This window comes from Streptomyces clavifer, assembly GCF_036345975.1.
Classification (GTDB): Bacteria; Actinomycetota; Actinomycetes; order Streptomycetales; family Streptomycetaceae; genus Streptomyces; species Streptomyces clavifer.
In genome coordinates, this window is record NZ_CP107793.1 from 2,194,852 (window position 1) to 2,219,006 (window position 24,155).

Annotated in this window: 20 protein-coding genes and 1 other RNA gene; 7 read left to right on the forward strand and 14 right to left on the reverse strand. The window is 73.6% G+C overall.

The genetic code is table 11. The features are described from left to right. Positions 1-423: 423 nt before the first annotated feature. The 4 genes from OG927_RS09385 to OG927_RS09400 all read right to left on the reverse strand — a co-directional run bounded on the left by OG927_RS09385 (position 424) and on the right by OG927_RS09400 (position 3,202). The gene (locus OG927_RS09385) at positions 424-582 is read right to left on the reverse strand and encodes a DUF6760 family protein (RefSeq protein ID WP_164494201.1); all 159 of its coding nucleotides are present in this window, start codon (positions 580-582) and stop codon (positions 424-426) included. Beyond that, on the reverse strand, positions 579-1,061 hold the full coding sequence (locus tag OG927_RS09390) for a hypothetical protein (protein ID WP_056784696.1): 483 nt from the start codon (positions 1,059-1,061) through the stop codon (positions 579-581). The genes OG927_RS09385 and OG927_RS09390 overlap by 4 nt, the downstream gene beginning before the upstream one ends. After that, positions 1,061-1,504, reverse strand: coding sequence for a phage tail protein (locus tag OG927_RS09395; protein WP_056784699.1), 444 nt, complete (start codon positions 1,502-1,504; stop codon positions 1,061-1,063). The genes OG927_RS09390 and OG927_RS09395 overlap by 1 nt, the downstream gene beginning before the upstream one ends. Before the next feature lie 75 nt (positions 1,505-1,579). Next, positions 1,580-3,202 carry a phage tail sheath family protein gene (locus tag OG927_RS09400; RefSeq protein ID WP_330319971.1) on the reverse strand — a complete coding sequence of 541 codons (1,623 nt, stop codon included), beginning with the start codon at positions 3,200-3,202 and terminating at the stop codon, positions 1,580-1,582. Between the two features lie 344 nt (positions 3,203-3,546). On the opposite strand from OG927_RS09400, the gene OG927_RS09405 reads away from it, so the two are divergent. Next, on the forward strand, positions 3,547-5,097 hold the full coding sequence (locus OG927_RS09405; RefSeq protein WP_330319972.1) for a COG1470 family protein: 1,551 nt from the start codon (positions 3,547-3,549) through the stop codon (positions 5,095-5,097). Between the two features lie 82 nt (positions 5,098-5,179). Here OG927_RS09405 and OG927_RS09410 read toward each other — a convergent pair whose 3' ends face one another. The 3 genes from OG927_RS09410 to OG927_RS09420 all read right to left on the reverse strand — a co-directional run bounded on the left by OG927_RS09410 (position 5,180) and on the right by OG927_RS09420 (position 8,950). Continuing rightward, positions 5,180-7,345, reverse strand: coding sequence for an ATP-binding protein (locus OG927_RS09410; protein WP_330319973.1), 2,166 nt, complete (start codon positions 7,343-7,345; stop codon positions 5,180-5,182). Then, complete coding sequence (locus OG927_RS09415) at positions 7,342-8,031, reverse strand: DUF4255 domain-containing protein (RefSeq protein ID WP_056784712.1); 690 nt, start codon at positions 8,029-8,031, stop codon at positions 7,342-7,344. The genes OG927_RS09410 and OG927_RS09415 overlap by 4 nt, the downstream gene beginning before the upstream one ends. 280 nt (positions 8,032-8,311) lie before the next feature. Continuing rightward, on the reverse strand, positions 8,312-8,950 hold the full coding sequence (locus OG927_RS09420) for a helix-turn-helix transcriptional regulator (RefSeq protein WP_056784715.1): 639 nt from the start codon (positions 8,948-8,950) through the stop codon (positions 8,312-8,314). A 129-nt stretch (positions 8,951-9,079) separates the two neighbouring features. On the opposite strand from OG927_RS09420, the gene OG927_RS09425 reads away from it, so the two are divergent. Next, positions 9,080-12,046, forward strand: a complete 2,967-nt coding sequence (locus OG927_RS09425; RefSeq protein ID WP_330319974.1) for an AAA family ATPase — start codon at positions 9,080-9,082, stop codon at positions 12,044-12,046. Positions 12,047-12,318: 272 nt separating this feature from the next. Here the strand turns inward: OG927_RS09425 and rnpB are convergent. Both rnpB and OG927_RS09435 read right to left on the reverse strand, forming a co-directional pair. Further along, positions 12,319-12,720: RNase P RNA component class A (gene rnpB / locus OG927_RS09430), an RNA gene on the reverse strand. A gap of 18 nt (positions 12,721-12,738) precedes the next feature. Beyond that, positions 12,739-13,281 carry a TetR/AcrR family transcriptional regulator gene (locus OG927_RS09435; RefSeq protein ID WP_056784718.1) on the reverse strand — a complete coding sequence of 181 codons (543 nt, stop codon included), beginning with the start codon at positions 13,279-13,281 and terminating at the stop codon, positions 12,739-12,741. 137 nt (positions 13,282-13,418) lie between these two features. On the opposite strand from OG927_RS09435, the gene OG927_RS09440 reads away from it, so the two are divergent. Together OG927_RS09440 and OG927_RS09445 are read left to right on the forward strand one after the other, a co-directional pair. After that, positions 13,419-14,171 carry a MerR family transcriptional regulator gene (locus OG927_RS09440; protein WP_209470621.1) on the forward strand — a complete coding sequence of 251 codons (753 nt, stop codon included), beginning with the start codon at positions 13,419-13,421 and terminating at the stop codon, positions 14,169-14,171. Beyond that, positions 14,168-15,025, forward strand: a complete 858-nt coding sequence (locus OG927_RS09445) for a hypothetical protein (RefSeq protein WP_245376811.1) — start codon at positions 14,168-14,170, stop codon at positions 15,023-15,025. The genes OG927_RS09440 and OG927_RS09445 overlap by 4 nt, the downstream gene beginning before the upstream one ends. Here the strand turns inward: OG927_RS09445 and OG927_RS09450 are convergent. Further along, on the reverse strand, positions 14,976-16,415 hold the full coding sequence (locus tag OG927_RS09450; protein ID WP_245376810.1) for an RNB domain-containing ribonuclease: 1,440 nt from the start codon (positions 16,413-16,415) through the stop codon (positions 14,976-14,978). The two genes, OG927_RS09445 and OG927_RS09450, sit on opposite strands and share 50 nt — an antisense overlap. 144 nt (positions 16,416-16,559) lie before the next feature. On the opposite strand from OG927_RS09450, the gene yaaA reads away from it, so the two are divergent. After that, positions 16,560-17,360: a peroxide stress protein YaaA gene (gene yaaA, locus OG927_RS09455; protein WP_056784727.1), complete on the forward strand. Its 801-nt coding sequence runs from the start codon at positions 16,560-16,562 to the stop codon at positions 17,358-17,360. Between the two features lie 63 nt (positions 17,361-17,423). Continuing rightward, the gene (gene eda, locus OG927_RS09460; protein ID WP_124282537.1) at positions 17,424-18,074 is read left to right on the forward strand and encodes a bifunctional 4-hydroxy-2-oxoglutarate aldolase/2-dehydro-3-deoxy-phosphogluconate aldolase; all 651 of its coding nucleotides are present in this window, start codon (positions 17,424-17,426) and stop codon (positions 18,072-18,074) included. A 71-nt stretch (positions 18,075-18,145) separates the two neighbouring features. Here the strand turns inward: eda and OG927_RS09465 are convergent, their stop codons facing one another. The 4 genes from OG927_RS09465 to OG927_RS09480 are packed head-to-tail and all read right to left on the reverse strand — an operon-like array spanning position 18,146 to position 21,753. Further along, complete coding sequence (locus tag OG927_RS09465; RefSeq protein WP_056784732.1) at positions 18,146-18,934, reverse strand: sulfite exporter TauE/SafE family protein; 789 nt, start codon at positions 18,932-18,934, stop codon at positions 18,146-18,148. A gap of 7 nt (positions 18,935-18,941) precedes the next feature. Then, on the reverse strand, positions 18,942-20,177 hold the full coding sequence (locus OG927_RS09470) for a bifunctional RNase H/acid phosphatase (RefSeq protein ID WP_056784736.1): 1,236 nt from the start codon (positions 20,175-20,177) through the stop codon (positions 18,942-18,944). Beyond that, entirely contained in the window at positions 20,177-20,920 is a 744-nt protein-coding gene (locus tag OG927_RS09475; protein WP_199862856.1) for a zinc ribbon domain-containing protein, read from the reverse strand. The genes OG927_RS09470 and OG927_RS09475 overlap by 1 nt, the downstream gene beginning before the upstream one ends. Continuing rightward, complete coding sequence (locus OG927_RS09480; protein ID WP_056784743.1) at positions 20,917-21,753, reverse strand: Nif3-like dinuclear metal center hexameric protein; 837 nt, start codon at positions 21,751-21,753, stop codon at positions 20,917-20,919. Before OG927_RS09480 ends, OG927_RS09475 begins: the two co-directional genes overlap by 4 nt. 885 nt (positions 21,754-22,638) lie before the next feature. Here OG927_RS09480 and OG927_RS09485 point away from each other — a divergent pair. Further along, positions 22,639-23,898, forward strand: a complete 1,260-nt coding sequence (locus tag OG927_RS09485; protein WP_371613364.1) for a hypothetical protein — start codon at positions 22,639-22,641, stop codon at positions 23,896-23,898. Positions 23,899-24,155: the final 257 nt, after the last annotated feature.

A 24,155-nucleotide genomic window follows, 5' to 3' on the forward strand; every position in this document is an offset into this window, starting at 1 on the left:
TGTCACCGCCGCTGGGGACAGCGGCGGCCGGGAAGAGCCTGGTCCCGCCGGGGGACACCGGCCCGGAGCCCAGGGCGAACGACGCCACGTCCTTGATGAGTCCGGTCGGAGCGTCGTCCAGGACCGCGTGCGAGAGGGTCCCGGAGAAGGAGTGGTTCTGCCAGGAGGCCAGCGAACCGGCGAATTCCGCGGACGCGACCGTCTGCCGCGCCGGCGCGAGCATCGCGCGCTGGATCGGCGGCAGACCGGCCCAGCCCCCTCCCCGGCCGGAGACACCGGCACCGCCGCCGACGGACGCCTCGGGGGCCGAGGCAGGGGCGGGAGCGAGGGCGGGGGCGGGTGCCGCACCGCCCGCACTCCGCTCCCGGCCCCGACCCTGGTCACTGCCTCGGTCCCGGCCCTTGAGCCGGTCGAATATGCCCATCACCGCTCCGTTGCAGCACGCGTCACCAACGTGGCGATCTGCTCGGCGTACCGCCGACGCTCACGGTGTTCCATGTCCAGAATGTCGTCCAGGTTCCAGTGGAAGTGGTAGGCGATGTACGCGATCTCCTCATGGATCCGGTCGGTCGCGTACGTCACGATTCCCCCAGGCGGCTCCCGCCGAGCTCGACCTCGAAGGCCTGCTCGCAGTGCGGGCAGGACACGCCGGCCCTGGTGTGGCCCTCGGCGTTGACCTGACGGTAGAAGTCCTGCAGGAAGGCGAGGTCGGAGGCGAACATGTTCTCCACCACGCCGTCGTGCATGTGTGCCACGGTGCCCAACTGGGTGATGACCCGGCCGAGCAGTACCACCGAGAGGTACGCGGGGTTCTCCTGCACCCGCATGTCCCGCAGCGGGATCAGCTCGTCCCGGGCGGTCGCGAGCCGCATGACGCCCTCGCGGTGCACGGTCCCCATGTCGTCCACGTACCCGCGCGGCAGCTCGAACGCGAACTCGGTCCGCAACTGCTGCCGTGCGGGCGGTGCTTCCGCCGGTGCGACGGCCGGGGCCGCCACGTCCGCGAGAGCGGACGGGGCGGCAGCGGCGTCGGCGGCGGGCCTGGCAGGTCCGCGGCGCATTACTCGGTGACCAGCTCTTCGTAGACGATCGTGACGGTCTCGGTCATCACGGAGGCCTCGCCGGCCGTGGCGGCCGCACCCATGACCTTGGTGCACCAGGCGTTGCGCAGGTGCTGCCGCCTGACCGGGTTGTACTGGTAGTCCATGTAGATGATGCTCGCGTTCTTGCGGGCGGAGCCCATGTCACCGCGCAGCGAGGCGTTGATCCACTCGGTGAAGGCGGCGGACTGCTCCATACCGCGCGTGACCGTGGTCTCGCCGGCCTTCTTCACGCCGGGCATCTTCTTGGTGATCGGCTGGCCGTTCGCCGAGACCTGCTGGTACTCGATGACGTCCTGCTCCATCCCCACCTCACCCACGGCGTGGAGGTACTCGACCATGACTCCGTCGATCTGGAGGCCGAAGTTATGGGTAGTGAGGGCGTCACCCTGGGAGAGGGTCATGAAAGCCAATCCTTCTACTGGTGCTGGGGCCGGTGGCCGTACTCGGGATCAAGCGCCTGCGGAGTGTGTGACGTCCTACTCCTCCAACTCGCCGCTGCCGCCGGAGAACTGCGCCAGCCGGAAGATCACGAACTCGGCGGGCTTGACCGGCGAGACTCCGATCTGGCAGATGACGCGTCCCAGGTCGACCGACTCAGGCGGGTTGGTCTCGGCGTCGCACTTCACGTAGTAGGCGTCCTCGGGCGTGGCGCCGAACAGTGCGCCGCTGCGCCACTCCGTCACCAGGAACGCGGAGATGTTCCGCCTGATCCGGGCCCACAGCGCCTGGTCGTTGGGCTCGAACACCACCCACTGCGTGCCGTTGAGGATCGACTCCTCCAGGTAGTTGAAGTACCTGCGGACGTTGAGGTAGCGCCAGGCCGGGTCGGAGGAGAGGGTGCGCGCACCCCAGACGCGGATGCCGCGGCCGGGGAAGGTGCGGATGCAGTTGACGCCGATCGGGTTGAGCAGGTCCTGCTCGCCCCGGGTGATCTGCATCTCCAGGTCCACGGCGCCGCGTACGACCTCGTTGGCGGGGGCCTTGTGCACACCGCGCTCGGAGTCGTTGCGGGCCCAGATGCCGGCGATGTGTCCGCTCGGCGGGATCAGCCGGGTCTGGCCGCCGGCCGGGTCGAAGACCTTGATCCACGGGTAGTAGAGGGCGGCGTACTTGGAGTCGTAGTTGGACGTCTCCTGACGCCACACCCGGACCTGCCGGGCGTTGAGACCGGGCGGCGGGTCGATGATCGCCAGCCGGTCGCCCATCAGCTCGCAGTGGGCGATCAGACCGAGCTGGACGGCCTTCACGGCCTCCAGGTCGATCGCGCCACGCTGGTAGGCGGCCATCAGGTCGGGGACGGCGACCATCGAGATCTCGTCCACCGCTTCGAGCCCGCCGAAACCGGTGCGGTCCGAGGAGTCGCCCAGGTACTCGGCGATGCCGACCGACTCGGCCTCCGCCGCGTCCGGGACCGCGGGGGTCTCCGCGGCGACGGGCACCTCGAGTGCGACCGTCTGGTTGTCGGGGCGGGCGAGCTGCGAGGCGGCGGCGCCCTCCTGCACGACGATCAGCTTGGAGCGTTCCTTGACCTGCGTGACCACGTAGTTGCGGGCGCTCTTCTTCGCCGAGACGTCGAAGGTCTCGACCGGCTTCGTGCCGTCCTTGACGACCAGCCGGAAACGCTCCGCGGGGCCCTCGCCCTCGGCGTCCGTGACCTCGACACTGAGGGTGCCGCTCTCGCCGGGCGCGACGGCCGACACCTTGAACGTACCCAGCGTCTGGGCCGCCCCGGCCGTCAGCGCGGCGGGCGCCGCGGCACCGGCGACGGCCGACCGGCCGCGCTGTCCGCCGATCGAGGCGGCGCCCTCGCCCGGCGCGCCCGTCACTCCGCCGCGCGCTCCGCCCACGCGGACCACGTAGGCGGCGGACCCTCCGTTGTTGAAGAAGCCGTACACCGAGTGCGCCAGGAAGTACCCGTCGGTGAACTCACCGAAGGAGGCGACGTACTGGGTCCAGTTGGTGACCAGCGTCGGCTCGTTCAGAGGGCCGTCGGGCGCCAGCCCGACGAATGCGGCAACGGAGGTGCCGACCCCTTCGATCGGACGAGAGCCGCTGGCCACCTCTTCCACGTACACGCCCGGCGACAGGTAAGACGGCATGCTCTGCTCTCCTCGGGGTACCGATACAAGACCAGACTCACCCTCTCGGTTCGGGCTCGCGCGCGTAAACGTCCTCCGGTGCCTCATCGAGGGCACCGCATATGCCCCCAGGGGCAATCGAGGACGCCCTCGAGGCCTTCCCGCGCGACCGGGGCCCACGGTGGGACGGAGCGGTGGGGCACCGGGTGCCGCGCCCCGGAGGGCGGCCACGGACGCGGTCGCACGCCCCGCGGCCGGAGCCGCACGCGAAGGGGGTTCGAGGGCAGCGAGCGTTACCTTTAGGGCAGCCGCCCTACCCCGCTGCCCCTGCCCTCGCCCCTCCCGGGGGCAGTAGCGTCCGTCGGGTGACCACCTGGACATCTCTGGAGCCCGCCTCGACCACGGTCGACCCGGGCAGCAGCACCTCCGTTCGACTACGTCTGCGCAACACCGGTGACGTCGTCGATGAGTACCGCTTCGAAACGGTCGGCGACGTCGCCCCGTACGTCTCGGTGGAACCGCCGTCCATCCGGCTCTTTCCAGGAACCACCGGCATCGTCCAGCTGACGTTCGCCCCGCCCCGTACCCCGGACGCGACGGCCGGGCCGCACCCGTACGGGGTGCGCATCCTGCCCACCGAGCACCCCGAGGCCGCCACGGTCGCCGAGGGGAACGTCACCTTCACCACCTTCATGGAGGTACGGGCAGAGCTGGTCCCGCAGACCGTCAAGGGCCGCTTCAGGGGCCGGCCCAAGCTCGCCGTCGACAACCTCGGCAACACCGTGCTCACGGCGTCGATCGGCGGCGGGGACAAGGCCATCGACGACCTCTCGTACGAGATCGTCCCGGCCAACGTCCAGATCCAGCCGGGCCGCGCCGCCTTCGTCGACGCGACGCTCAAGCCCCGGCAGATCACCTGGGTGGGCCAGAAGCAGGAGAGGCCCTACGAACTCTCGGTGCGGCGCTCCGGGTTCGAACCCCTGGCGGTGAACGGGACGTACGTGCAGCGCAGTCTGCTGCCGCTCTGGCTGATGACCACGCTGAGTCTGCTGCTCGCTCTCACCATCACCGGCCTCGTCCTCTGGTTCACCTACAAGGCGCCGGTTCGCACCCTCGCGAAGGAGGAGCTCCAGAAGACGGCGGCCACCACGTTGCCGGAGGAACCGCCGGAGCTGCCGACCCCCAAGCCCACGCAGGACACCGAGCCCGCCGGGAAGCCCGAGGGGTCGGACGGCGGCGGTGGCGGCGGCGAGGAGAAGGAGGAGGAGAAGCCCAAGGAGAAGGAGGAGGAGCCCGCGCGGGGTCCGCTCCCCATCACGTCGGCGGACAAGCCGAACCTCTTCGTGCAGTTCGCACAGGCACGGCTGGTCGAGGGGGCGGGCGGCTGCAAGCTGACCGCCGCGCACACGGTGGGCAAGCTGGACGCCGCGACCCAGCAGGCGCTGACGTGCTTCCAGCAGTCCAACGACTCGACGTACGGCGCTTTCAGCGCGCTGGTGGAGACCGATGGAGCCGGGAACCTGGGCCGCTCCACGATGACGGCGCTCCTCGCGGCGCACTTCGGCGCCGTGAAGACGGTGACGCTGAACGCGAACGACGCCAGCCCGGAGGTGCCGTGGGTGCGGAACATGCTGCTCTGGGGCACGCAGGCCGAGATCGACGACGGCGACCTGGCGAGCACGGTCGCCTACACGAAGGCCAACATCGACTACCTGCAGAAGGGCATACAGCTCAAGGAGAAGCCGACCCCGGGCCTCTTCGACAGGATCAAGGAGTACCAGGGCCTGTTCCTGGCCGAGCGGACCGGGGTCCTCGACGAGATGACGCTCAACAAGACGAAGCTGGGCTGGATCAACGGGCAGGACAAGCCGGGCACGGTGGTGGCCAAGGACTGGCTCCCCGCCCCTGTGCAGTAGGCGGCCCCGGTCGCAGCGCCACGGGCCCGCGGCCGCCGGACATCCTCCGTCCGGCGGCCGCGGGCCCGTCTGCGCGGTGTGCCTACCAGGACGCGTCGTCCAGGACCAGCCGGCCCGCCTTGCGGTATTCGCGCCGGGCGCCCGCCAGCAGGTCCGACGTCGATACGCCGTCGCCGCGCTCCGCGGCCGCGTACGCGGCCGTGACGACCGCGCTGCGGATGGAACCGCCCGCCAGCTCGAAGTCCGCCGCGCAGGACGCCGGATCGATGTCGTCGGCGCACGGGACATGGGCCAGGCTGTGCCGCCAGAGCGCCAGGCGCTGCTTCTCGTCGGGGAAGGGGAAGTCGACCACCAGGTCCAGCCGGCGGGTGAAGGCGTCGTCGATGTTCGAGCGCAGGTTCGTGGTCAGCAGGGCGATGCCGTCGAACGACTCCAGGCGCTGGAGGAGATAGGCGCTCTCCATGTTCGCGTGGCGGTCGTTGGAGCTGCTGACCTCGGAGCGCTTGCCGAACACGGCGTCCGCCTCGTCGAAGAGGAGCACCGCGTCCGTGCGGTCGGCCTCGGAGAAGATCCTCTCCAGGTTCTTCTCCGTCTCACCGACGTACTTGTCCACGACCGACGGCAGCTGCACGACGTAGAGGTCGAGGCCGAGCTCACCGGCGACCACCTCGGCCGAAAGGGTCTTCCCGGTGCCGGAATCGCCTGCGAACAGCCCCACCACACCCCGCCCGCGCCCGCCGCCCGCGCTCAGCCGCCAGTCGCCGAGCACCCGGTCGCGGTGCTGGGCCCGAAGGACGAGCTCCCGTAGCTGTCCCAAGGGGCCCTCGGGCAGGACGAGGTCCCTCCAGCCGACGTCGGGCCGGATACGGCGGGCGTGCCGCTCGAGGCCCGACGCGGACTGCTGCCGGGCCGCGAGCCGCAGATGGGCGGCGGACAGTCTCGTACCGTCGAACGCGGCGAGGTCCAGTGCCGCGCGGGACGCGCGGTCGATCCCGCCGGGTCCGAGCCGGTACGCGGCGACGACGGGCGCCAGGTCGAACTCCGGCTCCTCGGGGCCGAGCGCCGCCCGCCAGGCGTCGAGGTCGCCGGCACGCTGCCGGGGCGCGTCCAGCACGATGGGGTCGCGCCCCCTGTCGCACCACTGCGGGTCGTACGGGCGGGGGTCCGCGAACAGCACCGGGACGTCGCTCACCGCGAGCGCCCGGATCAGCTCTTCGGGCTTCTCGGGCAGCGGGCTCACCACGATCGCCCGGCCGGTCAACCGTGCCTCGCGCAGCAGTTCCCGGTACGGGAGGCGCTTCTGCGCCGCGTGTTCCACCGGCGCGTACTCCTCGGGGCGCTGGTCCCCCCGTCGTTCCCCGGGGACGAGGTGCAGGGCCGGGACACCGGCCGCGCCCAGGGCGACGGTGGCGAAGGCGAGCCCGTCGCCGTCGCGGTGCTCACGCAGGTAGACGGTGAGCGGGCGGACCGAGAGCTGCTCGGCCAGCTTCCGTGCCGGCGGTCCGACGGCGTGCGCCCGGCCGGTGCCCGCCGCACCCTCCGGGCTCTCCGCGTCCGCTTCCACGGGCAGGTACGGAAGCAGGCGCACGGTCCCGTCCAGCGCCGGGTCCGGGGTGTCGTCGCCGAGCAGGTGGGCCACGACCCGGTCGGGTACGCGCAAGGAGCGGCTGGGAAGGGGGCGTTCGGGGTCGTCCACCTCGATCAGCCCGGACGCGACCAGCCGCGCGGCCGGATGGAACCGGGCCCGTCCGGCGGCGGAGTGCGCGGGCACCCCGCACAGGTCGAGCGCGAGCGCGACGGTCGCCCGGCGACGTGTGACGTCGTCGTTGAGGTAGCCGTACAGCGACTCGAAGGTGCGGTCCAGGTCGGGGGCCAGCGCGATCAGCAGGATCTGGGTGTCGAGCGGGCTGAGGCGCAGCCAGTGGGCGAGCCGTCGGAGGCGGTCGGAGTCCGGCCCCACCGGGCCGGACTCCTCCGGATCGAAGGATCCCGGCTCGGAGGACTCGAGCTCGGAGGACTCGGGCTCGGGGGACTCCGGTGCGAAGGGCTCCGGTTCGTCCGGGCCGAGGGGGTACGCGTCCCCCGGGCTCCCGGACAGCAGATGACGGATCGCTTCGTCCGTCAGATACATCCCGCGCATGGGATCGGTGGCCGTCGGGTCGGTGGCGCTGCGACGCTCGACGAGGAGTGCCACCCGCTCGCGCAGTCCAGCGAGCCGTGCGAGCAGGGGGCCGGAGGAGTCACTCACGTCCGCCGCTCCTGGGGCGATCCTGCCGAGCCGTGCCTCGTGGCGAAGTCCTCCCTGGCGACCTCGAGGCTCTTCGCGCTGTGGTGACGCACCGGACTGTCGTCGGGCGGCCCCTCCGTCCCGCGCACCTGAACACCGAGCCCTTCGGTGACGGGCGGACCGACCCGGTACTCGGGGTAGGCCAGGAACGGCGCGGTGATCACCACGTCGAGGGAGGGCTTGAGCTCTCCGCCGAGCGCGGACCAGACGTCCGCGAGCGAGCGCGCCTCGGTGTGCAGCCCCGCGACGGTCAGCGGGATGGAGAGGCCCAGTCCGGCGAGAGTGCCGGTCAGGTCCTCCGGCGGGAGGATCTCCTTGGGCAGCAGCGTGTGCAGTACGGCGGAGAGCATCCGGTGTTCGTCCTGCGGTCGCTTGGTCCAGGCCGTGACGAGATACGAGAGACGGAACCAGCGTGGCGGCTGATGCTGTTTGAGGACGATCCCCTGCTCGTCGCGGAGCGACATCTTGCCGCGCTGGCGCCGCTTGGTGTCCTCGCGGATGTCGTAGAGGTACGCGTCGATGGTCGGGGCGTTCCGCCGGGCCGCCCACTCGCGCGTCGGGGCGTCGAAGGTGACCTCGACGTCCGACCCGGCGAAGGCGCCGCGGACGAGCAGCCCCCTCAGGATGTCATCGACCTCGTGGATCACGGTCGTCCTGCCCTTCACTGTGACGGCCCGACGCGGAACCGGTCGTCGCCGGACGGCCCGCCGCGGAACGACCTGTCATGTATCGATCTGTCACTGCACTCGGCCGGACCGTCCGTGATCCGGCCCGACGCGGGCCGACCTCGGCGCGGAGCGCCCCAGCCCATCGTCGCCGTCGGGGCACGGCCCCGGGAGGCACCCGGGGGACGATCAAGGGGCAGTCCCCCTACCCCGGCGTCGCCCCTCTCCTGCCCTCAGGGCCCTTGCGCCGGCGCACGGTCCATCAGATGTAGCCTTCCCGCAAGGCATAGGCCACGGCATGAGCACGGTTGCGGAGCTGCAGCCGGGTCGTCAGACCGTGCATGACGTTCTTGACCGTGCGTTCGGAGTACGACAGTTTGCTGGCAATCTCCCCGGTATCCATTCCCTCGGCCACCAGCCGGAGCACATCGACCTCGCGTGGCGCCAGGCCGGATGCCGTGGCACCCGACAGGCTGGTCGTGCCGCGCTGCAACGTGCCAACCTGGGCTATCAGCCGCCCGAGCAGGTCCGACGGCAGGTCCCCGTCACCCCGTGAGGCCGCGACGACCGCTCGGAGGAGGCGATGGCCGGTGGCCTCGCGCCGCCAGACGATCGCGCCGACGCCGTACTCGATCACCTGGAGCAGCTCCGCCTCGCGGATCAGGCTCGTGACGAGGACGGCCTTGGTGCCGTCCGCGCGTGTCAGCCGCCTGAGCTGCGACAGCGTGGCCTCGTCCAGCGCCTCGGCCAGCAGGACCGCGACCGTGCCCGGCCGGCCCGCTCCCTCGTCGATCAGCTCGACCTCGGAGTGCCGGCGAAGCTGGCTGACCGCTCCGTCCAGGGACAGCGGGTCCGATGCGTGGATCTCCACGGGGATTCTGACCGGGGCCCGGTGAACCATGGCTCTACGTCCTCGCGTCCTGCCTCATGGGAACAACCCGTTCCTGTTCCTCCCATCCTTCCGTCGTCGAAAGGACGACCACAACGTGGCCGACCACGAGACCGACCACGAGATCGGCGGCACGTCCCCGTGACAGCGTTACCCCGACAGCCAGGGCTCCGTCCGCCGGTCCCGGCCCCGCTGTCCGATCCGGGCCCCGCCTCCGCCGGTCTGCTCGAACGCGAGTCGGCGCTGGAGCTGCTGGCAGCGGAGGCCGCCAGGGCCGTCGACGGATCCGGCCGGCTGGTCCTGTTCCGCGCGCCCACCGGTACGGGCCGCAGCGCGCTGCTGGAGGCCGCCGCCGACCTGGGTACGAAGCGCGGCATGCGGGTCCTGCGGGCCCATGCCTCCGCCGAGAGCTCCGGAATCCCCCTCTCCCTGGTCGCTCAGCTCCTCGACGCGCCACACGACTTCGACGACTCCCAGGACGACGACCACGAGACCCCGCACCACCTCCACCACCCGTCCCGCCTGTGGCAGTTGCTGTGCGAGCTCGCGGCCGGGTCGCCCCTGCTGCTGGCCGTCGACGACGCGCACCTCGCCGACCAGGAATCCCTGCGCTGGCTGACCGAGGGCGCCCGCCGGCTGACCGGGATGCCGGTCCTGATGGTGGTGACCGAGCGCGGGCAGTACGACATCACCCCGCCCGCACCGGGCCTCGCCTACGCGCTGCCCCCAGGCGTGGTCCGGATGCACGCGGTGGCGCCGCTGAGCCGTGCCGCCGCCGAGGAGCTCGTACGCGGCGCCCTGGGCCCGGACACCAGCGACACCTGGGTGGACGGCTGTGTACGGGCGGGCGCCGGCAACCCCCTGCTGCTGCGCGCCCTGCTGGACGACCTGCGGGCGGTCTTCCCGCACGGCAACGGCCCCGAGCCGGAGCTGCCCGAGAACTGCGCCGAGCTGTATTCGGGGTCGTTCGTGGCGGCGGTCGCGTGGTGGCTGAGGAGCGCGGGCGAGGAGAGCATCGTGGTGGCCCGCGCGCTGGCCGAACTGGAGGAATCGGCAGGGTACTTCGAGGGGGGCGAGGACGAGGTGGAGCCGGGGCACGGGTTCCCCGGCACTCCCGGCCCCCGCCCGGGACCCGCCGTGCACGGCGGCCCCGGTCCGGGCCACGGCCTCGGCGACGACTTCGGCGACTTCCTCTCCGAACTCACGCGTACCGACCCCGAACGCGTCGGCGGCTGGGTCACCGCGATGATCCGGCTCGGACTGCTGCGCCGCTCCCCCGGCAGCGGCGTTCCGCGTTTCGCGCACCCCCTGCTGCGCGGAGCGGTCCTCGACGGCTGGCCCCGCTCGCACCGGCACGCACTGCACCTGCGTGCGGCCGAACTGCGCCGGCACCGGGGCGACGGAGTCGAAGCCGTGGCGGGGCACCTGCTGCGTACCACCCCCGGCGGTACGGAGCGCGTCGCCGAGGCACTCCTGGACGCGGCTTCCGACGCGTCCAGGGCCGGCAGGACCGGCGCCGCCGCCCGCTACCTGCGCCGCGCCCTGGACGAGCCGATGCCGCGCGAGCGCCGGGCCGCGGTACTCACGGAGCTGGGCGAACTGGAGTTCGCCACCCTGCGGACCGGCGGGATACCCCGGCTGGCCGAGGCGCTGCGCCTCCAGGAGCGTCCCAGGGACCGGGTGCTGGCCGCGGTCAACCTGGGCAACGCCCTGGCCAACCGGGGCAAGCCGCACGCCGCGCTCGACGTCATGCGCGATCTGGGCTCGCTGGACGGGGAACCCGTCCTCGCCCGCACCGCCCAGACGGCGTCCGCGTTCTTCTCCGACCACGACCCGGAGATCCGGCGGGCGGTCTACACCCGGCTGCGCGAGCGCGCCGAGCGCTCCCCGGAATGGATCAGCCCGGCCCTCCGTGCCCTGCTGATCCGCTACGAGGCCACGGCCGGGCTGGTGTCCGCCGAGTCGGCCATGCGGCAGATCCGGCGGCTGCTGACGGCCCCGGAGGATCCGCTCCTGGTGCCCTACCTGCTGGGTGCGGCCGCCGCGGTGGCGCAGTGGGCCGACGCCCCGGAGGACGCCGAACGCGTCGTCCGGACCGGGTTGACCGAGCACTGGCTGTCGCCACTGCACCCCGTCCACCGGTCGCTGCTCAACGCGCGGGTGGACACCGCTGCCGCACGCGGCCACTTCCGGTGGGTGCTGGAGGAGACCGCCGGCAGGCCGGGGGCCACCGGCGGCTCGCCCCGCACGGGTGCGAGCAACTTCCTGGCCCACCGCGTCATCGCACTCGTCGAGTGCGGCCGTTCCGCCGAGGCCGAACAGCTCGTCGCCGGTGTCAACGTCGACGAGGAGGCGCTGGGCAGCTGGGAGCAGAATCGGTTCCTCTACGCGCGCGGTGTCCTGCGTGCGTCCGTCGGCGATCCCGCGGGCGCCCTGGACGACTTCCGGGAGTGCGGCAGGCGTCAGACCGGCCGCGACGTACAGAGCCCCGTCGTCACACCCTGGCGTTCGGCCGCCGCCGAATGCCATCTCCTCCTGGGGGAGACGCCGGAGGCCCTCGCGCTCGCCGAGGAGGAGAGCCGGTACGCCGCCGTGTGGGACACGCCCCGGGTCCGGGGCCGCGCCCTGCGCGTCCTCGGCACGGCCACCGGCGGCCGACGCGGTCTCGCGCTCACCGCCGAGGCCGTCGGCCTCCTGCGCGGCACGTCCCTCGACATCGAGCTGGTCCCCGCGCTCATCGCCCACGGGGTCCAGCTCACGGCCGCCGGACAGCCCCGCAGCGCCCGCCCGCTGCTCAGGGAGGCCGCGACGGCGGCCGAACGGCTGGGAGCCGTCCGGCTGTCCGGCCGCGCGGAAGTGGCCCTGCGCGCCAGCGGCGCCCGCCGCGGGAACACCACCCTCACGGGCCGCGGCTCACTGACCGCCGGCGAACTCCGCATCGCGACGCTGGCCTCCGACGGCCGTACGAACGCGGAGATCTCGGCGCTGCTGCACCTGGCGCGGCGTACCGTGGAAACCCATCTGACCAGCACCTACCGCAAACTCGGCATACGGCGGAGGGGAGACCTTCCGGCCGCGCTGAACAGTGCCGCCGATGAGCCCATGTGACCGGCCGGGCCGAAGCCGCCTCCCCACCGGGTGTCCGGGCCCACCCGGCCGGGCCGGACGCCGGTGAGGGCTGCGAAGGCTGCAGGCGAACGGCTCCGGCGCTCGGGATCGGCCACGGCGTGTTCGACGGTGATGCGCCGGGCTGAGGGCCGGTGTCGTGCCCCTCGTTCCGCCGAGGGTCTCCCGCTGCCTGCCGTGGGCGAGCCCACGGAGGAACACGAAGGGCCTCCGACGCAGGCCAACGGCATATCAGGCAAAGCCGCAGGTGGCGGCAGACGAGTCGGGCTGTACGCCGGGTTCTGTCGCCCGGTCGCCTCGCGGCGGCCGGGGAGACGGCCATCCATCTAGGACCGGCATTGCTGCCGGTCTCGTGCGGTCTACCCGCGAACTCGGGCGGGCAGCCCTCGGACGTTCGCGCAGGACCGTCTCTCGACGGTCCCTCTTGACCTTGCTCCGGGTGGGGTTTACCTAGCCGCCTGAGTCACCTCAGACGCTGGTGGTCTCTTACACCACCGTTTCACCCTTACCCGGGACCGAGGTCCCGGGCGGTCTGTTTTCTGTGGCACTGTCCCGCGGGTCACCCCGGGTGGCCGTTAGCCATCACCCTGCCCTGTGGAGCCCGGACGTTCCTCGGGAGGATCCGGAGATCCTCACGCGGCCGTCCGCCCGGCTCGTCTGCCGTGCTGCCCATGCTACCCGGCGCCTTCCAGGCCCCGGACCGCGAAGGCCGCGATACCGGCCTCCCAGGCGGCCGCGAGGTCGGTGCCGGGGAGGAAGCGGCCGTTGAGCTCCAGGACCACCATGCCGTGGGCGAACGCCCAGGCCGCCCGCGCCCGGCCCTCGTCACCGCCCGCCGCGCGGAACAGCGGGGCGGCCGCGGCGGCCGCCGCCCCCACGGGCAGGACCGCGCTGCCCATGGTGAGGAGGTAGAGGTGCGGGTGGGCCAGTGCGTGGGCGCGGTAGGCGGTGGCGAGCCCCACGAAGGAACCGGGGTGGTCCCGCTCCGCGGCCTCCAGCACACCGGCGGTCTCCCGGAGCATCTCGCCGGCCAGGGCCGTCACCACGGACGACTTGTCCGGGAAGTGCTTGTAGAGCGTGGGGGCCTTCACTCCCACCCGGTCGGCCAGCCGGCGCATGGTGAGCGCCTCGGCGCCCTCCTCCTCCAGGAGCGTGCGTGCGGCGGCGATGATCTGCCGGGGCCGGCCGGCCGTGAGGCCGGGGGCGAGGTCACTCATGCGTGAGCCTCCTTCGGACGGAGTCGGGACGGTGTCGGTACGCGGTCCGTATCCGAAGACGTGATCGTACGAGAGGGGGACAAGCCGGTCGTCGGGGACCTTGACCTTGCCGCAGCGTCAGGGTTTCTACTGGCCCCATGCGTATCGGAGAGATCGCCGCGCTCGTCGGAGTCACCTCCCGGGCGATCCGGCACTACCACCACATCGGCCTGCTCCCCGAGCCCGGGCGCCGGACCAACGGCTACCGGGCGTACAGCGTGCGCCACGCGGTCCTGCTGGCGAGGATCCGACGGCTCACCGAGCTCGGTCTCGGCCTCGACGAGGTGCGGGACGTGGTGGCCGACGACGCAGGGCGCGAGCTGGTCGAGGTGCTGGGCGAGCTGGACGCCGACCTGGCCCGCCAGGAGGAGGAGATCGGGGAGCGGCGGCGCCGGCTGGCCCTGCTGATGGCCGGTCCGGTGAACGGCCGGGAGCCGGTGTCCCCCGCCCTCGCCGAACTGCTCGGGGCCACGCCCGCCACGGACTCCCCCACCGCCACGAAGGACCGCGAACACCTGGCGCTGCTGGACGGGGCGGAGGGCGCCGACGAGATCTTCGGCGCGTTGCGGCCGATGGCCGAGGACCCCTCCGTCCTGGAGCTGTACGAGCGGCTGGACGCGTTGGCGACGGCATCCCCGGACGACCCCCGGATCGCCCCGCTCGCCGCCGACCTGGTCGCCGCCGTGCCCGCCGGGGTGCTCGACGCGATCCCGTCCGGCCTCCCGTCCGGCCTCCCGGCCGGGTCGGGCTTCGCGGAGGCGCTGCTGGCCGACTACGCACCGGCGCAGGCCGAGGTGGTGCGCCGGATGATGGCCGGGGTGGCCGCGCGGCTGGACGGGGCGGGGCGATGAGTGTGCGGATCGCCCGTGCGGCGGCGTGGGCGGTCCTGCCCGGTGAACTGGCCCTGGTGGTCTGTCTGGTGGCCGGCGTACGGATACCGCTCGCCGTCCTCCTGGGCGCCGAGGTCCTCGTGGCCGCGGTGCTGGTGGTGGAGGGCGTGACGCTGTGGCCCCTGTACGCGGCGGGGAGGCGGGCGGGTGCGGGACGCCGCGAGGCGCTGCGGACGGCGCTGCGGGCCCTGGTCCCGTTGACGGTCCGGCGGCTGGTGGCGCACGAGGTACGGGCCCTGCACAGTCTCGGGCTGTGGGTGCTGCGGCGCCGTCACGGCGTACCGGAGGGGGCGCTGGCCGTCCCCTACACCGGGCCGCAGACGGCGATGATGTACGGGCTGGTCTTCGTGTCCCTGATCGAGACGGTGATGCTGGCCCTGCTGATCCCCTGGCCGGTCGTGCACCGCGTGCTGCTCGTGGTCGATGTGTACGGGGTGGTCCTGCTCCTCTCCCTGCACGCGGCCTGCGTGACCCGGCCGCACGTGGTGGGCGAGGACGGTTCGCTGCGCCTGCGCCTCGGCGGGCTGTTCGATCTGCGGATCCCGGCGGCCTCGGTGGCCGGGGCCCGGGTGGACCGGCGCTACCCGGAGGGCCGGCCGGTCCTGCTGCACCCCGACGGCGTACTCGACCTGTCCGTGGGCAGCCAGACCACGGTGACGGTGGAACTCACGGGTCCGGTCGCGTTCGTACGGCCGATGGGGAAGCCCGGTACGGCGCACACGGTCCGCTTCCACGCGGACGACCCCCGTGCCGTCGTCTCCGCGCTCACTCGGGTGCGAACCGCACCTTCGCCGAGCCCGGGTCGGCCTGGGTGAGCCGGACCCGCAGGCGTTCGCCGAGCGGGAGCGGGGAGTCGGACTCGATCCGGGCGACGATCGCGGGGTCCTCGATGTGGACGGTGCCCACGGACGGCCGTTCGTCGTCGACGTCGATCACGAAGCCGTCGAAGGCCGAGCCCACCCGGTCCTGGAGCAGTGCCGCCTCGACGAGGTCGACGCACTCGCGCTCCACGGTGTTGGCGCGGCGGGTGCCCTCCGCCATCTCCCGGGGCAGGCCGGGCAGTGCCTGGAGCACCCATTCGGGCGGTTCCCGGTCCGCGGTCGCGGCGAGGCACAGCTCGGCGGCGTACCGGTCGACGAGGCGGCGCAGCGGCGCGGTGCAGTGCGTGTAGAGCGCGGCGACGGCGGCGTGCACGGCGGGGTCCGGGAGATCGCCGTGCTCGAAGACGGTGTAGCCGGCGCCGCGCAGGAGGGTGGTGCACTCCTCGAGGAACGCGGCGTGGACGGTGTTCCGCGGGTCGAGCGAGCGGACGACCTCGGCGTACGGGACGTGGTGCGGCCAGTCGATGCGCAGGGCCTGCGCGGTGCGGCGCAGGCGGGTGACGGCTCCGTCGGGGGCGACCGGCAGGGTGCGGAGGATGCCCGTTCCCGAGTCCGCCATGATCCGGGCGGCGGCCATGCCGGTGAGGAGGGAGATCTGGGCGTTCCAGCCGTCGGCGGGCAGGGGCGCGCGGTAGTCGAGGCCGTAGCCGCCGCCACGCTCGACGATCTCCTGTTCGGGGACGTCGAGCGAGATGCCGCCGCGGACCGTCTCCTGCTCCTCGCGCAGGAGGCCGATGTCCCTGAGCAGGGCGAGCGGTTCCTCCGCGGTACCGGCGTCGATCTGCCGCTGGGCGCCGGCGTAGTCGAGCTTGGCACGGCTGCGTACGAGCGCGCGGCTCACTTCGGTGGAGACCGGGCGGCCCTCGGGGTCGAGGTCGATCCGCCACAGGGCGGCGGGGCGGGTCTCGCCGGGGAGGAGACTGGCGGCGCCCTCCGAGAGCGCGGCCGGGTGCAGGGGGACCTTGCCGTCGGGGAAGTACAGGGTCGTGACCCGCCGGTGGGCCTCCGCGTCCAGAGCCCCGCCGGGTCGTACGAAGGCGGCGGTGTCGGCGATGGCGTAGTGCACCCGGAATCCGTGCGGCCGCCGTTCCAGGTGCAGAGCCTGGTCGAGGTCCCGGGAGGTGGGCGGGTCGATGGTGAACAACGGCAGGTCCGTGGCGTCGCGGTGGTCCGACAGGTCCGGGGACCTCAGGGCGTCGGCCGCCTCGGCGAGGACGTCGGGCGGGAAGTCCGCCGTCAGGCCCAGCTCGGTGCGCAGGGCTCGCAGGGCCGCCCGCAGCGGGCTGTCGGCGGCGCCGGTCATGTGGAGCTGGCGGCGGGGCATGCCACCGAGCGTAGGCGGGGGCGGTGCGGTCGGCATCCCGGCCCGGGCCCGGGCGGACGGCGGGCACGTCGTCGCCGGCCCGTACCCTTGGCGAAGGGTTCCCGTGCCACCGGGGACCCTCTGTCACGTACGAAGGAGACACCCGTGCTCGTGCTGTTGCCGCCCTCCGAAGGAAAGGCCGCCTCGGGGCGCGGGGCACCCCTGAAGCCGGAGTCGCTGTCCCTGTCCGGCCTCGCCGGGGCGCGGGAGGCGGTCCTCGACGAACTGGTGGAGCTGTGCCTGACGGACGAGGACGGGGCCCGCGAGGTGCTCGGTCTGAGCGAGGGGCTCCGCGGCGAGATCGCGAAGAACGCGGAGCTGCGCACGGCCGGGACCAGGCCGGCCGGGGAGATCTACACCGGTGTGCTGTACGACGCCCTCGGTCTGGCCACGCTGGACGCGGCGGCCAGGAGGCGGGCCGGGAAGTCGCTGCTGGTCTTCTCGGGCCTGTGGGGCGCGGTGCGGGTGGGCGACCGCATCCCGTCGTACCGCTGCTCGATGGGGGTGAAGCTGCCGGGGGTGGGCGCGCTCGGCGCGCACTGGCGCGCTCCCATGGCGTCGGTCCTGCCGGAGGCGGCCGGGGACGGGCTCGTCCTGGACCTGCGGTCGTCGGCGTACACCGGGGCGTGGAAGCCGGCGGGCGCGGTCGCGGAGCGCACCGCGAGCGTGCGCGTGCTGCAGTCCCAGGTGGTGAACGGCGTGGAGAAGCGGTCGGTGGTCAGCCACTTCAACAAGGCGACCAAGGGCCGGATGGTCCGCGATCTGCTCGTGGCCGGGGCGAAGCCGAAGGGTCCCGCGGAGCTGGTGGAGGTGCTGCGCGACCTCGGCTACACGGTCGAGGCGCAGGCCCCTGCGCGGGCCGGGCGGCCGTGGGCGCTCGACGTGGTGGTCACGGAGATCCACTAGCGTTCGTTGCAGCATACGCAACGGTCATTGCGTAGATTGCGCCTCGCGCGGCAGGATGGGCCCATGACCTCCTCCGCGCCCGCCGCCCTGCCCGCGTCCGCCTCCGTCCTGGACCTCGCGCCCGTCGTCCCCGTCGTCGTCCTGGAGGACGCGGCCGACGCGGTCCCGCTGGCCCGGGCGCTCGTGGCGGGCGGGCTTCCGGCGATCGAGGTGACGCTGCGCACCGCCGCCGCGCTCGACGCGATCCGGGCGATCGCCGCCGAGGTCCCGGGCGCCGTCGTGGGTGCGGGCACGGTGATCTCCGCGCGGCACGTGACCGAGACGGTCTCCGCCGGCGCGCGCTTCCTGGTGAGTCCGGGCTGGACGGACACCCTGCTGGACGCGATGGAGGCGTCGGGCGTGCCGTTCCTGCCGGGGGTCTCCACGACGTCCGAGGTGGTCGCGCTGCTGGAGCGCGGGGTCACCGAGATGAAGTTCTTCCCGGCCGAGGCGGCCGGCGGCACCGCCTACCTCAAGGCCCTGTCCTCGCCGCTGCCCCAGGCCCGGTTCTGCCCGACCGGCGGCATCTCGCCCGCTTCGGCACCTGCCTATCTGGCCCTGCCGAACGTCGGTTGTGTGGGCGGCAGTTGGATGGTCCCCGGTGACGCGATCGCGTCGAAGGACTGGGCGCGGGTGCAGCGACTGGCCCGCGAGGCGTCCGCGCTGCGCGGCTGACCGGCGGACGCGGATCCCGACCGGCGGGCAGGATCCCGACCGGCGGGCGGCACCCCGGAGCCGGGCGCCGGTCAGCCCCGCAGCGCCTGGACGGCGTACAGCGTGCCGATGCCCAGGGCGAGGCCGCCCAGCAGGAGCCGCAGCGCCGTTTCGGGCAGGCGTGGCTGGAGGCGGGCCCCCAGGTAGCCGCCGCAGAGTCCGCCGAGACCGCAGGCCAGCCCCAGGGCCCAGTCCGGCGCGATGTCGCCCGTGGCGGTCAGGGACAGCAGGGCGTACGTGGCCGCTCCCGCCAGGGAGGTCACGAACGTGCAGGCGAGGGCGGCCGGCGCGACCTTCGCGACCGGGACCCCGCGCCCGACGAGGATCGGCCCGAGCAGCGAACCGCCGCCGATCCCGTAGACCCCGCCCGCGACGCCGACGGCCAGGGCGAGGCCGGTGGTGGCGCGCGGGGACGGCGGCGCGGCGACGGCACCGCGGCGCGAGGGGCGCAGGGTGCGGGCACACAGCCAGGCGCCCAGGGGGAGCAGCAGGACGGCGATGAACAGGCGGAAGACCGCCGGGCCGGGCACGGCGAAGACCCGGATCACCGCGCCGGCCACCACCCCCGGTACCGCGCCCATGACGAGCAGCCCGGTCAGCCGCCCGCGCAGCAGGCCGCTGTTGCGGTAGCGCAGGAGTGCGCCGGGGCACGACACCACGTTGTACAGCAGGTTGGTGGGGGTCACGGCGGGACTCGGCACTCCGAGCACACTGACCTGCACCGGCAGCAGGAACACCGCGCCGGACACGCCCACAGGTGCGGTCGCGACCGAGATCAGCAGCCCGGCGAGGAAGCCGAGCAGCCCCGTGGACCAGGTCACGCCCCCGCTACCGGAGGTGCGAGGTGTCGTTGAGCAGCCGCAACGACGGATTGCCGTCCGCGTAGTACGCGACCGTCGAGACGGAGGCGGGCGAGAGCTCCATGCGGAACAGGGACTCCGGCGGGGCGCCCAGCGCCAGCCGGACCAGGGTCTTGATCGGGGTGACGTGCGTGACCAGCAGTGCCGTGCGGCCCGCGCAGCGGGCGATCAGGCGGTCGCGCGCCGCCGACACCCGGTCCGCCACCTCCGCGAAGCTCTCGCCGCCGCCCGTGGGCGCCGTGTCGGCGGACCCGAGCCATGCGGTCAGGTCGGCGCCGTGGCGTTCCCGCACCTCGGCGAAGGTGAGGCCCTCCCACGCACCGAAGTCCGTCTCGCGCAGCCCGTCCTCGATGCGGACCTCCAGGCCGAGCCGGTCGGCGACGGCGGCGGCCGTCTCGCGGCAGCGGCGCAGCGGGGAACTGATGATCTCCTGGACCGTGCCCCGGGCGGCGAACGCCTCGGCGGCGCAGGCCGCCTGGTGGCGGCCTGCGGCGGAGAGTTCGGGGTCGCTGCCGCCGCTTCCGGAGAACCGCTTCTCGGGGGTGAGTGCCGTCTCGCCGTGCCGGAGCAGGAAGAAGGTGGCGGGCGCCCCCAGGTCGGCGGCGACCCCCCAGCCCACCTGCGGTGCCGCCGACGCGGGCCGGGCCGCGGCCAGCGCGGCGCGGACCTTCGCCGCGCCCGCGACCGGGTCGCCGGGCGGACCGGCCGGATCCGCCGCGGCGGGTGTGGGCCGCGGGGAGTCCAGGGCTGCCGTCGACGACGACGGTTCCCACTGCCTGCCCCGCCTGCCCGCGTCCATCGCCTCGTTGGCGAGCCGGTCCGCGTGCTTGTTCTCGTTGCGCGGGATCCACTCGTACGTGACGGAGGAGGCCGGCAGGATGCTCGCCGCCTCCGCCGCGAGCGGCTTCATGTCGGGGTGCTTGATCTTCCAGCGGCCCGACATCTGTTCGACCACCAGCTTGGAGTCCATCCGGACGTGCACCTGGACGGGCACGTCCGGGAACAACGCCTTCGCCGCCTTCAGGCCGGCGATCAGGCCCTTGTACTCGGCGACGTTGTTGGTCGCGACACCGATGTACTCGGCGGCCTCGGCCAGCGTCTGCGCGCCGTCCGGGTCGAGGACGACCGCGCCGTAGCCGGCGGGCCCCGGGTTGCCCCGGGATCCGCCGTCGGCCTCGACGACCAGCCGGCGGGGTGCGGGCATTACAGACCCGACTCCGAGGTGCGGACCAGGATGCGGTGGCAGTTCTCGCAGCGCAGCACGGTGTCGGGGGACGCCGCCTTCACGTCGTTGACCTCGGTGATGTTCAGCTCGAGCCGGCAGCCCTCGCAGCGGCGCTGGTAGAGCCGGGCGGCGCCGACACCGCCCTGCTGGGTGCGCAGCTTGTCGTACAGCTTCAGCAGGTCGGCGGGGACGGCACCCGAGACGACCTCGCGGTCCTTGGCGACGACGGCCGCCTCGGCGTCGAGCTCGCGGGTCGCCGCGTCCCGGCGGCCGGTCGCGTCGTCGACCTTCGCCTGGACGGCGCCGACGCGCTCGGTCAGCTCCGCTACGCGCTCCTGCGCGGACTCACGGCGCTCCATGATCTCCAGGACGACGTCCTCGAGGTCGCCCTGGCGCTTGGCCAGCGAGGTGATCTCGCGCTGCAGGCTCTCCAGGTCCTTCGGCGAGGAAACCGCACCGGAGTCGAGCCGCTGCTGGTCGCGGACGGCGCGCTGGCGCACCTGGTCCACGTCCTGCTCCGCCTTGGTCTGCTCGCGGGTGGTGTCGCTCTCCTCGGTCTGCGAGGCGACCAGCAGGTCGCGCAGCTGCGCGAGGTCGCTGTTGAGCGAGTCGATCTCCGCGTGCTCGGGCAGGGAGGTGCGCCGGTGGGCGAGCTGCGACAGACGTACGTCGAGGGCCTGGACTTCGAGGAGTCGGATCTGGTCGGCGGGCGCGGCGTTCAGTTGGGGGCTCCAGAAGAGTGGTGGGTGGTCCAGGGGTCGGTGACCTGCTTCGAGACATGGACCCGCAGGTCCCATCCGTGGCGGTCGGAAATCGCGTCGAGCTGTGCGGCGGCCTGCTCGCACCAGGGCCACTCGGTGGCCCAGTGTGCGGCATCGATCAGGCCGAGCGGCGAGTGCTGGACGGCCTCGGAGGCCGGGTGGTGGCGCAGATCCGCTGTGAGGAAGGCGTCGACGCCCGCCGCCCGTACGGCGTCGAAGAGGCTGTCGCCGGAGCCGCCGCTCACGGCGACGCGCCGGACCAGGGCGTCCGGGTCGCCCGCGAGCCGGACGCCCTGCGCGGTGGCGGGCAGCCGGGCAGCCGCGCGGGCGGCGAGGTCGCGGAGGGTCTGGGGGTGGTCGAGCTCGCAGATCCGGCCGAGGCCGCGGCGGCCCTCGGGATCGGTGGGGTCCGGCACGAGGGGGCCGGTGACCCGCAGGTCGAGGGCCGCGGCGAGGGCGTCGGAGACACCCGGGTCGGCACTGTCGGCGTTGGTGTGCGCGACGTGGAGGGCGATGTCGTGCTTGATCAGCCCGTGCACGACGCGGCCCTTGAAGGAGGACGCCGCGACCGTCGTCGTACCGCGCAGATAGAGCGGGTGGTGGGTGACGATCAGCTGCGCGCCGAGGGTGCGGGCCTCGTCGGCGATCTGCTCGACGGGGTCGACGGCGAAGAGGACCCGGTCCACCTGCGCCTCCGGATCGCCGCAGACCGTGCCGACCGCGTCCCAACCCTCGGCCCGCTCGGGGGGCCAGAGGGCGTCGAGCTCGGCGATGACTTCAGACAGACGGGGCACGGGGGAAAGGCTACCTGTCCGGCGCACCCCGTCGGCCCTGGCTGCGGGCACCCGTGCGGGCGGACCCGCAGCCGGTCATGAATCGTTACGTCCGGTCACTTCACGCGACGTCCCGGAGGCCGTCCGGAGGCCGTCGGCGCCGGACGCGCAGGTGACACCGGGCCGGGCGCGGGTCCCGCCGGATGCACCCTCGCCCGGCCGTGGCCCTCGACCGCGCCGACCCTGGTGCACCGCGGTGCCGGCGTGGGGCGGTGGCACGGGCGGGGGCACCGAAGCACAGTCACCCCTCACTCCTCAGGCGAATCAGGACATCACCACCCTTATGTGTGAAGTGCGGTGGCTGGTGTTGTTCGGCAGGAAGTGCGAAAACTAGCTTCGGTTGCCGGAGGTGACCGCATCATGACTGCCTGTGCCATCGAGAACGAGACCGCCGGAGCGGCGGCGGGTGCCGCGACGCCGGAACCAGAGCCCGAGCCCGCGAGACCGGACGAGCCCGCGGAGCCGGAGGAACCCCGCGCGACCGCCGGCGCGGAAGGAGCTGCGGGGCCCGGTGGGGCCGACCGCCCGGACGGGGAGCCCGGCGGGGGCGGAGCGTCCGGAGCCCCACCGCCGGTGGACGGCGGGCCGGCGCGGGCACCGTCCGCCGACGGCCGCTCCCCCGGTGCGGCCACCCCGTCGACCGGTGTCATCGGCAACGGCTGGACACGCGTGGCCACGTCCGCCACGAACCGGGGAACCGGCACAGGCACCGGCCCGGCCCGGGAAACCGGACGACCGGGTCCTGCGGGGGCCCTCGGCGAGTCGGCCGGGGCCACCCCGCCCGGCCGTGCCGACGAGCGGCACGAAGCCGCCGCGCCACCGCGGCCCCCCGCAGACCACGGGCCACTGCCCCACCGCACGTTCGACGAAGACGAAAGGGAGGGGCCGCTCCCGCACGCCGGGCCCCACGGAGGCGGGAGGCCGCTCCCGCACCCCGGGTCCGGACGCCCCCCGCTCCCCCGGGCCGCCGGGCAGGCCGGCCCCCCGCCGCTGTCCGGCGTCCCCCAGCGCCTCCTGCCGCCCGCGCTCACGATCGCCGCCGACCACTCGTACGCGGCCCGGCTCACCACCGCCGCCGGGGCCGAGCCCGCCTGGTTCCCCGAGCGCTGGACGCTCGACGGCCCCGAGCCGTACGCCGTGAACCTCCCCCTCGACCAGCCGGAGGAGGCCGACTCCGATGTGCTGCCACTCTCCGACGGGCGGGTGCTGATCCGGCGACGGGTGGCCGACCGGCACACCTTCTCGCTGCTCTGTCCGACCGGGCCCGGCACGGGCGAACTCCACCTCGGCGCCGTCGAGTGCGTGGACCTGGTCCTTCTCCCGCCGTCCCCCGACGGCATGAGCGCGTTCGCCCTGGTCCCCGGTGACCGCTCCACCGCCGTCTGGCTGGTCGCGGGCGGCGCCTTCGGTCCGGAGCACGTCGCGGACGTGCCGGGGCGCTGCTCGGGCGGGGCCTGGCTGGACCGGGAAGGGCGGTTGCTGGCCCTGGACCGGCAGCTGCCGGGCGGCGGGCCGGTGAAGACGGTCGCCGTGGATCTGGTGCGGGGCGGGGAGGTCACACCGCTGCTGCAGATCGCTCCGGGCAGCGACGACCGGCTGCTGCTGGCCGATGCCGACAGCGGGCTGCTGCTGATCCGTTCCGACGCCCCGGGCCACGACCGTCTCGGCTGGGGCGTGCTCGGCAGTTGCCTGCCGGTGCGCTTCCCGGAGTGCCTGCGCCCGGCGGACGTGGCCGTGACGCCGTTCGCCGTGCAGCCGGGCCAGATGCTCATGCCGGAGAGCTGCGCGGTGGCGCTGCGCCTCGACGGCCCGGAGGGCAGCTGGGTGGGACTGTGGCGGCCGGCCGGACGGCGCCTGCACCAGTTCGCGGCACCCGCGGGCTGGCTGGCCGGGGCCGGCTTCTGGAGCCGGGAGGGAATCCTGCACCTGCCGTACGAGCAGGCCGGTACGCCCTGTGCGGTGGCGCTGATGGAAGCCCCCGCGGACGAGGAACACCGACCTGCCACGAACGGAACGCAACCATCCGCGGCGGCCGTGTCTCCTGGTGTGTGCAGGCCCGTTCCACTCGGCCGGGCGCCCCTCACCGGCCGCACAGCACCTGGATGAGCCCGGCCGGGGCCACGCGGTCGTTCCGCGCGGGGTACCGACGGTCGCCGCGCCGGGTCACGGGCGGGGCCTGCGCCACACACGTACGCGATCTCGACGGGGTGACTTCCCACATGTCTGAAGCCCGAACCGACACGACCCAGACGCGTCCGCCGGGGGCGGACGCGGAACGGGGCGGAGCCGGCTCCGGAAAACACCGAGGGGGCGCGTCGGCGGAGAGCGCGGCCGTGCAGCCGCACGGCCGCCACCGGCGCCCC

What these genes read in the sequence shown, in the direction of transcription:
- OG927_RS09390 (WP_056784696.1), bottom strand. Translation starts at nt 1,061, where the DNA reads ATGCGCCGCGGACCTGCCAGGCCCGCCGCCGACGCCGCTGCCGCCCCG.
- OG927_RS09395 (WP_056784699.1), bottom strand. Translation starts at nt 1,504, where the DNA reads ATGACCCTCTCCCAGGGTGACGCCCTCACTACCCATAACTTCGGCCTC.
- OG927_RS09400 (WP_330319971.1), bottom strand. Translation starts at nt 3,202, where the DNA reads ATGCCGTCTTACCTGTCGCCGGGCGTGTACGTGGAAGAGGTGGCCAGC.
- OG927_RS09420 (WP_056784715.1), bottom strand. Translation starts at nt 8,950, where the DNA reads ATGGTTCACCGGGCCCCGGTCAGAATCCCCGTGGAGATCCACGCATCG.
- OG927_RS09435 (WP_056784718.1), bottom strand. Translation starts at nt 13,281, where the DNA reads ATGAGTGACCTCGCCCCCGGCCTCACGGCCGGCCGGCCCCGGCAGATC.
- OG927_RS09440 (WP_209470621.1), top strand. Translation starts at nt 13,419, where the DNA reads ATGCGTATCGGAGAGATCGCCGCGCTCGTCGGAGTCACCTCCCGGGCG.
- OG927_RS09445 (WP_245376811.1), top strand. Translation starts at nt 14,168, where the DNA reads ATGAGTGTGCGGATCGCCCGTGCGGCGGCGTGGGCGGTCCTGCCCGGT.
- OG927_RS09450 (WP_245376810.1), bottom strand. Translation starts at nt 16,415, where the DNA reads ATGCCCCGCCGCCAGCTCCACATGACCGGCGCCGCCGACAGCCCGCTG.
- eda (WP_124282537.1), top strand. Translation starts at nt 17,424, where the DNA reads ATGACCTCCTCCGCGCCCGCCGCCCTGCCCGCGTCCGCCTCCGTCCTG.
- OG927_RS09470 (WP_056784736.1), bottom strand. Translation starts at nt 20,177, where the DNA reads ATGCCCGCACCCCGCCGGCTGGTCGTCGAGGCCGACGGCGGATCCCGG.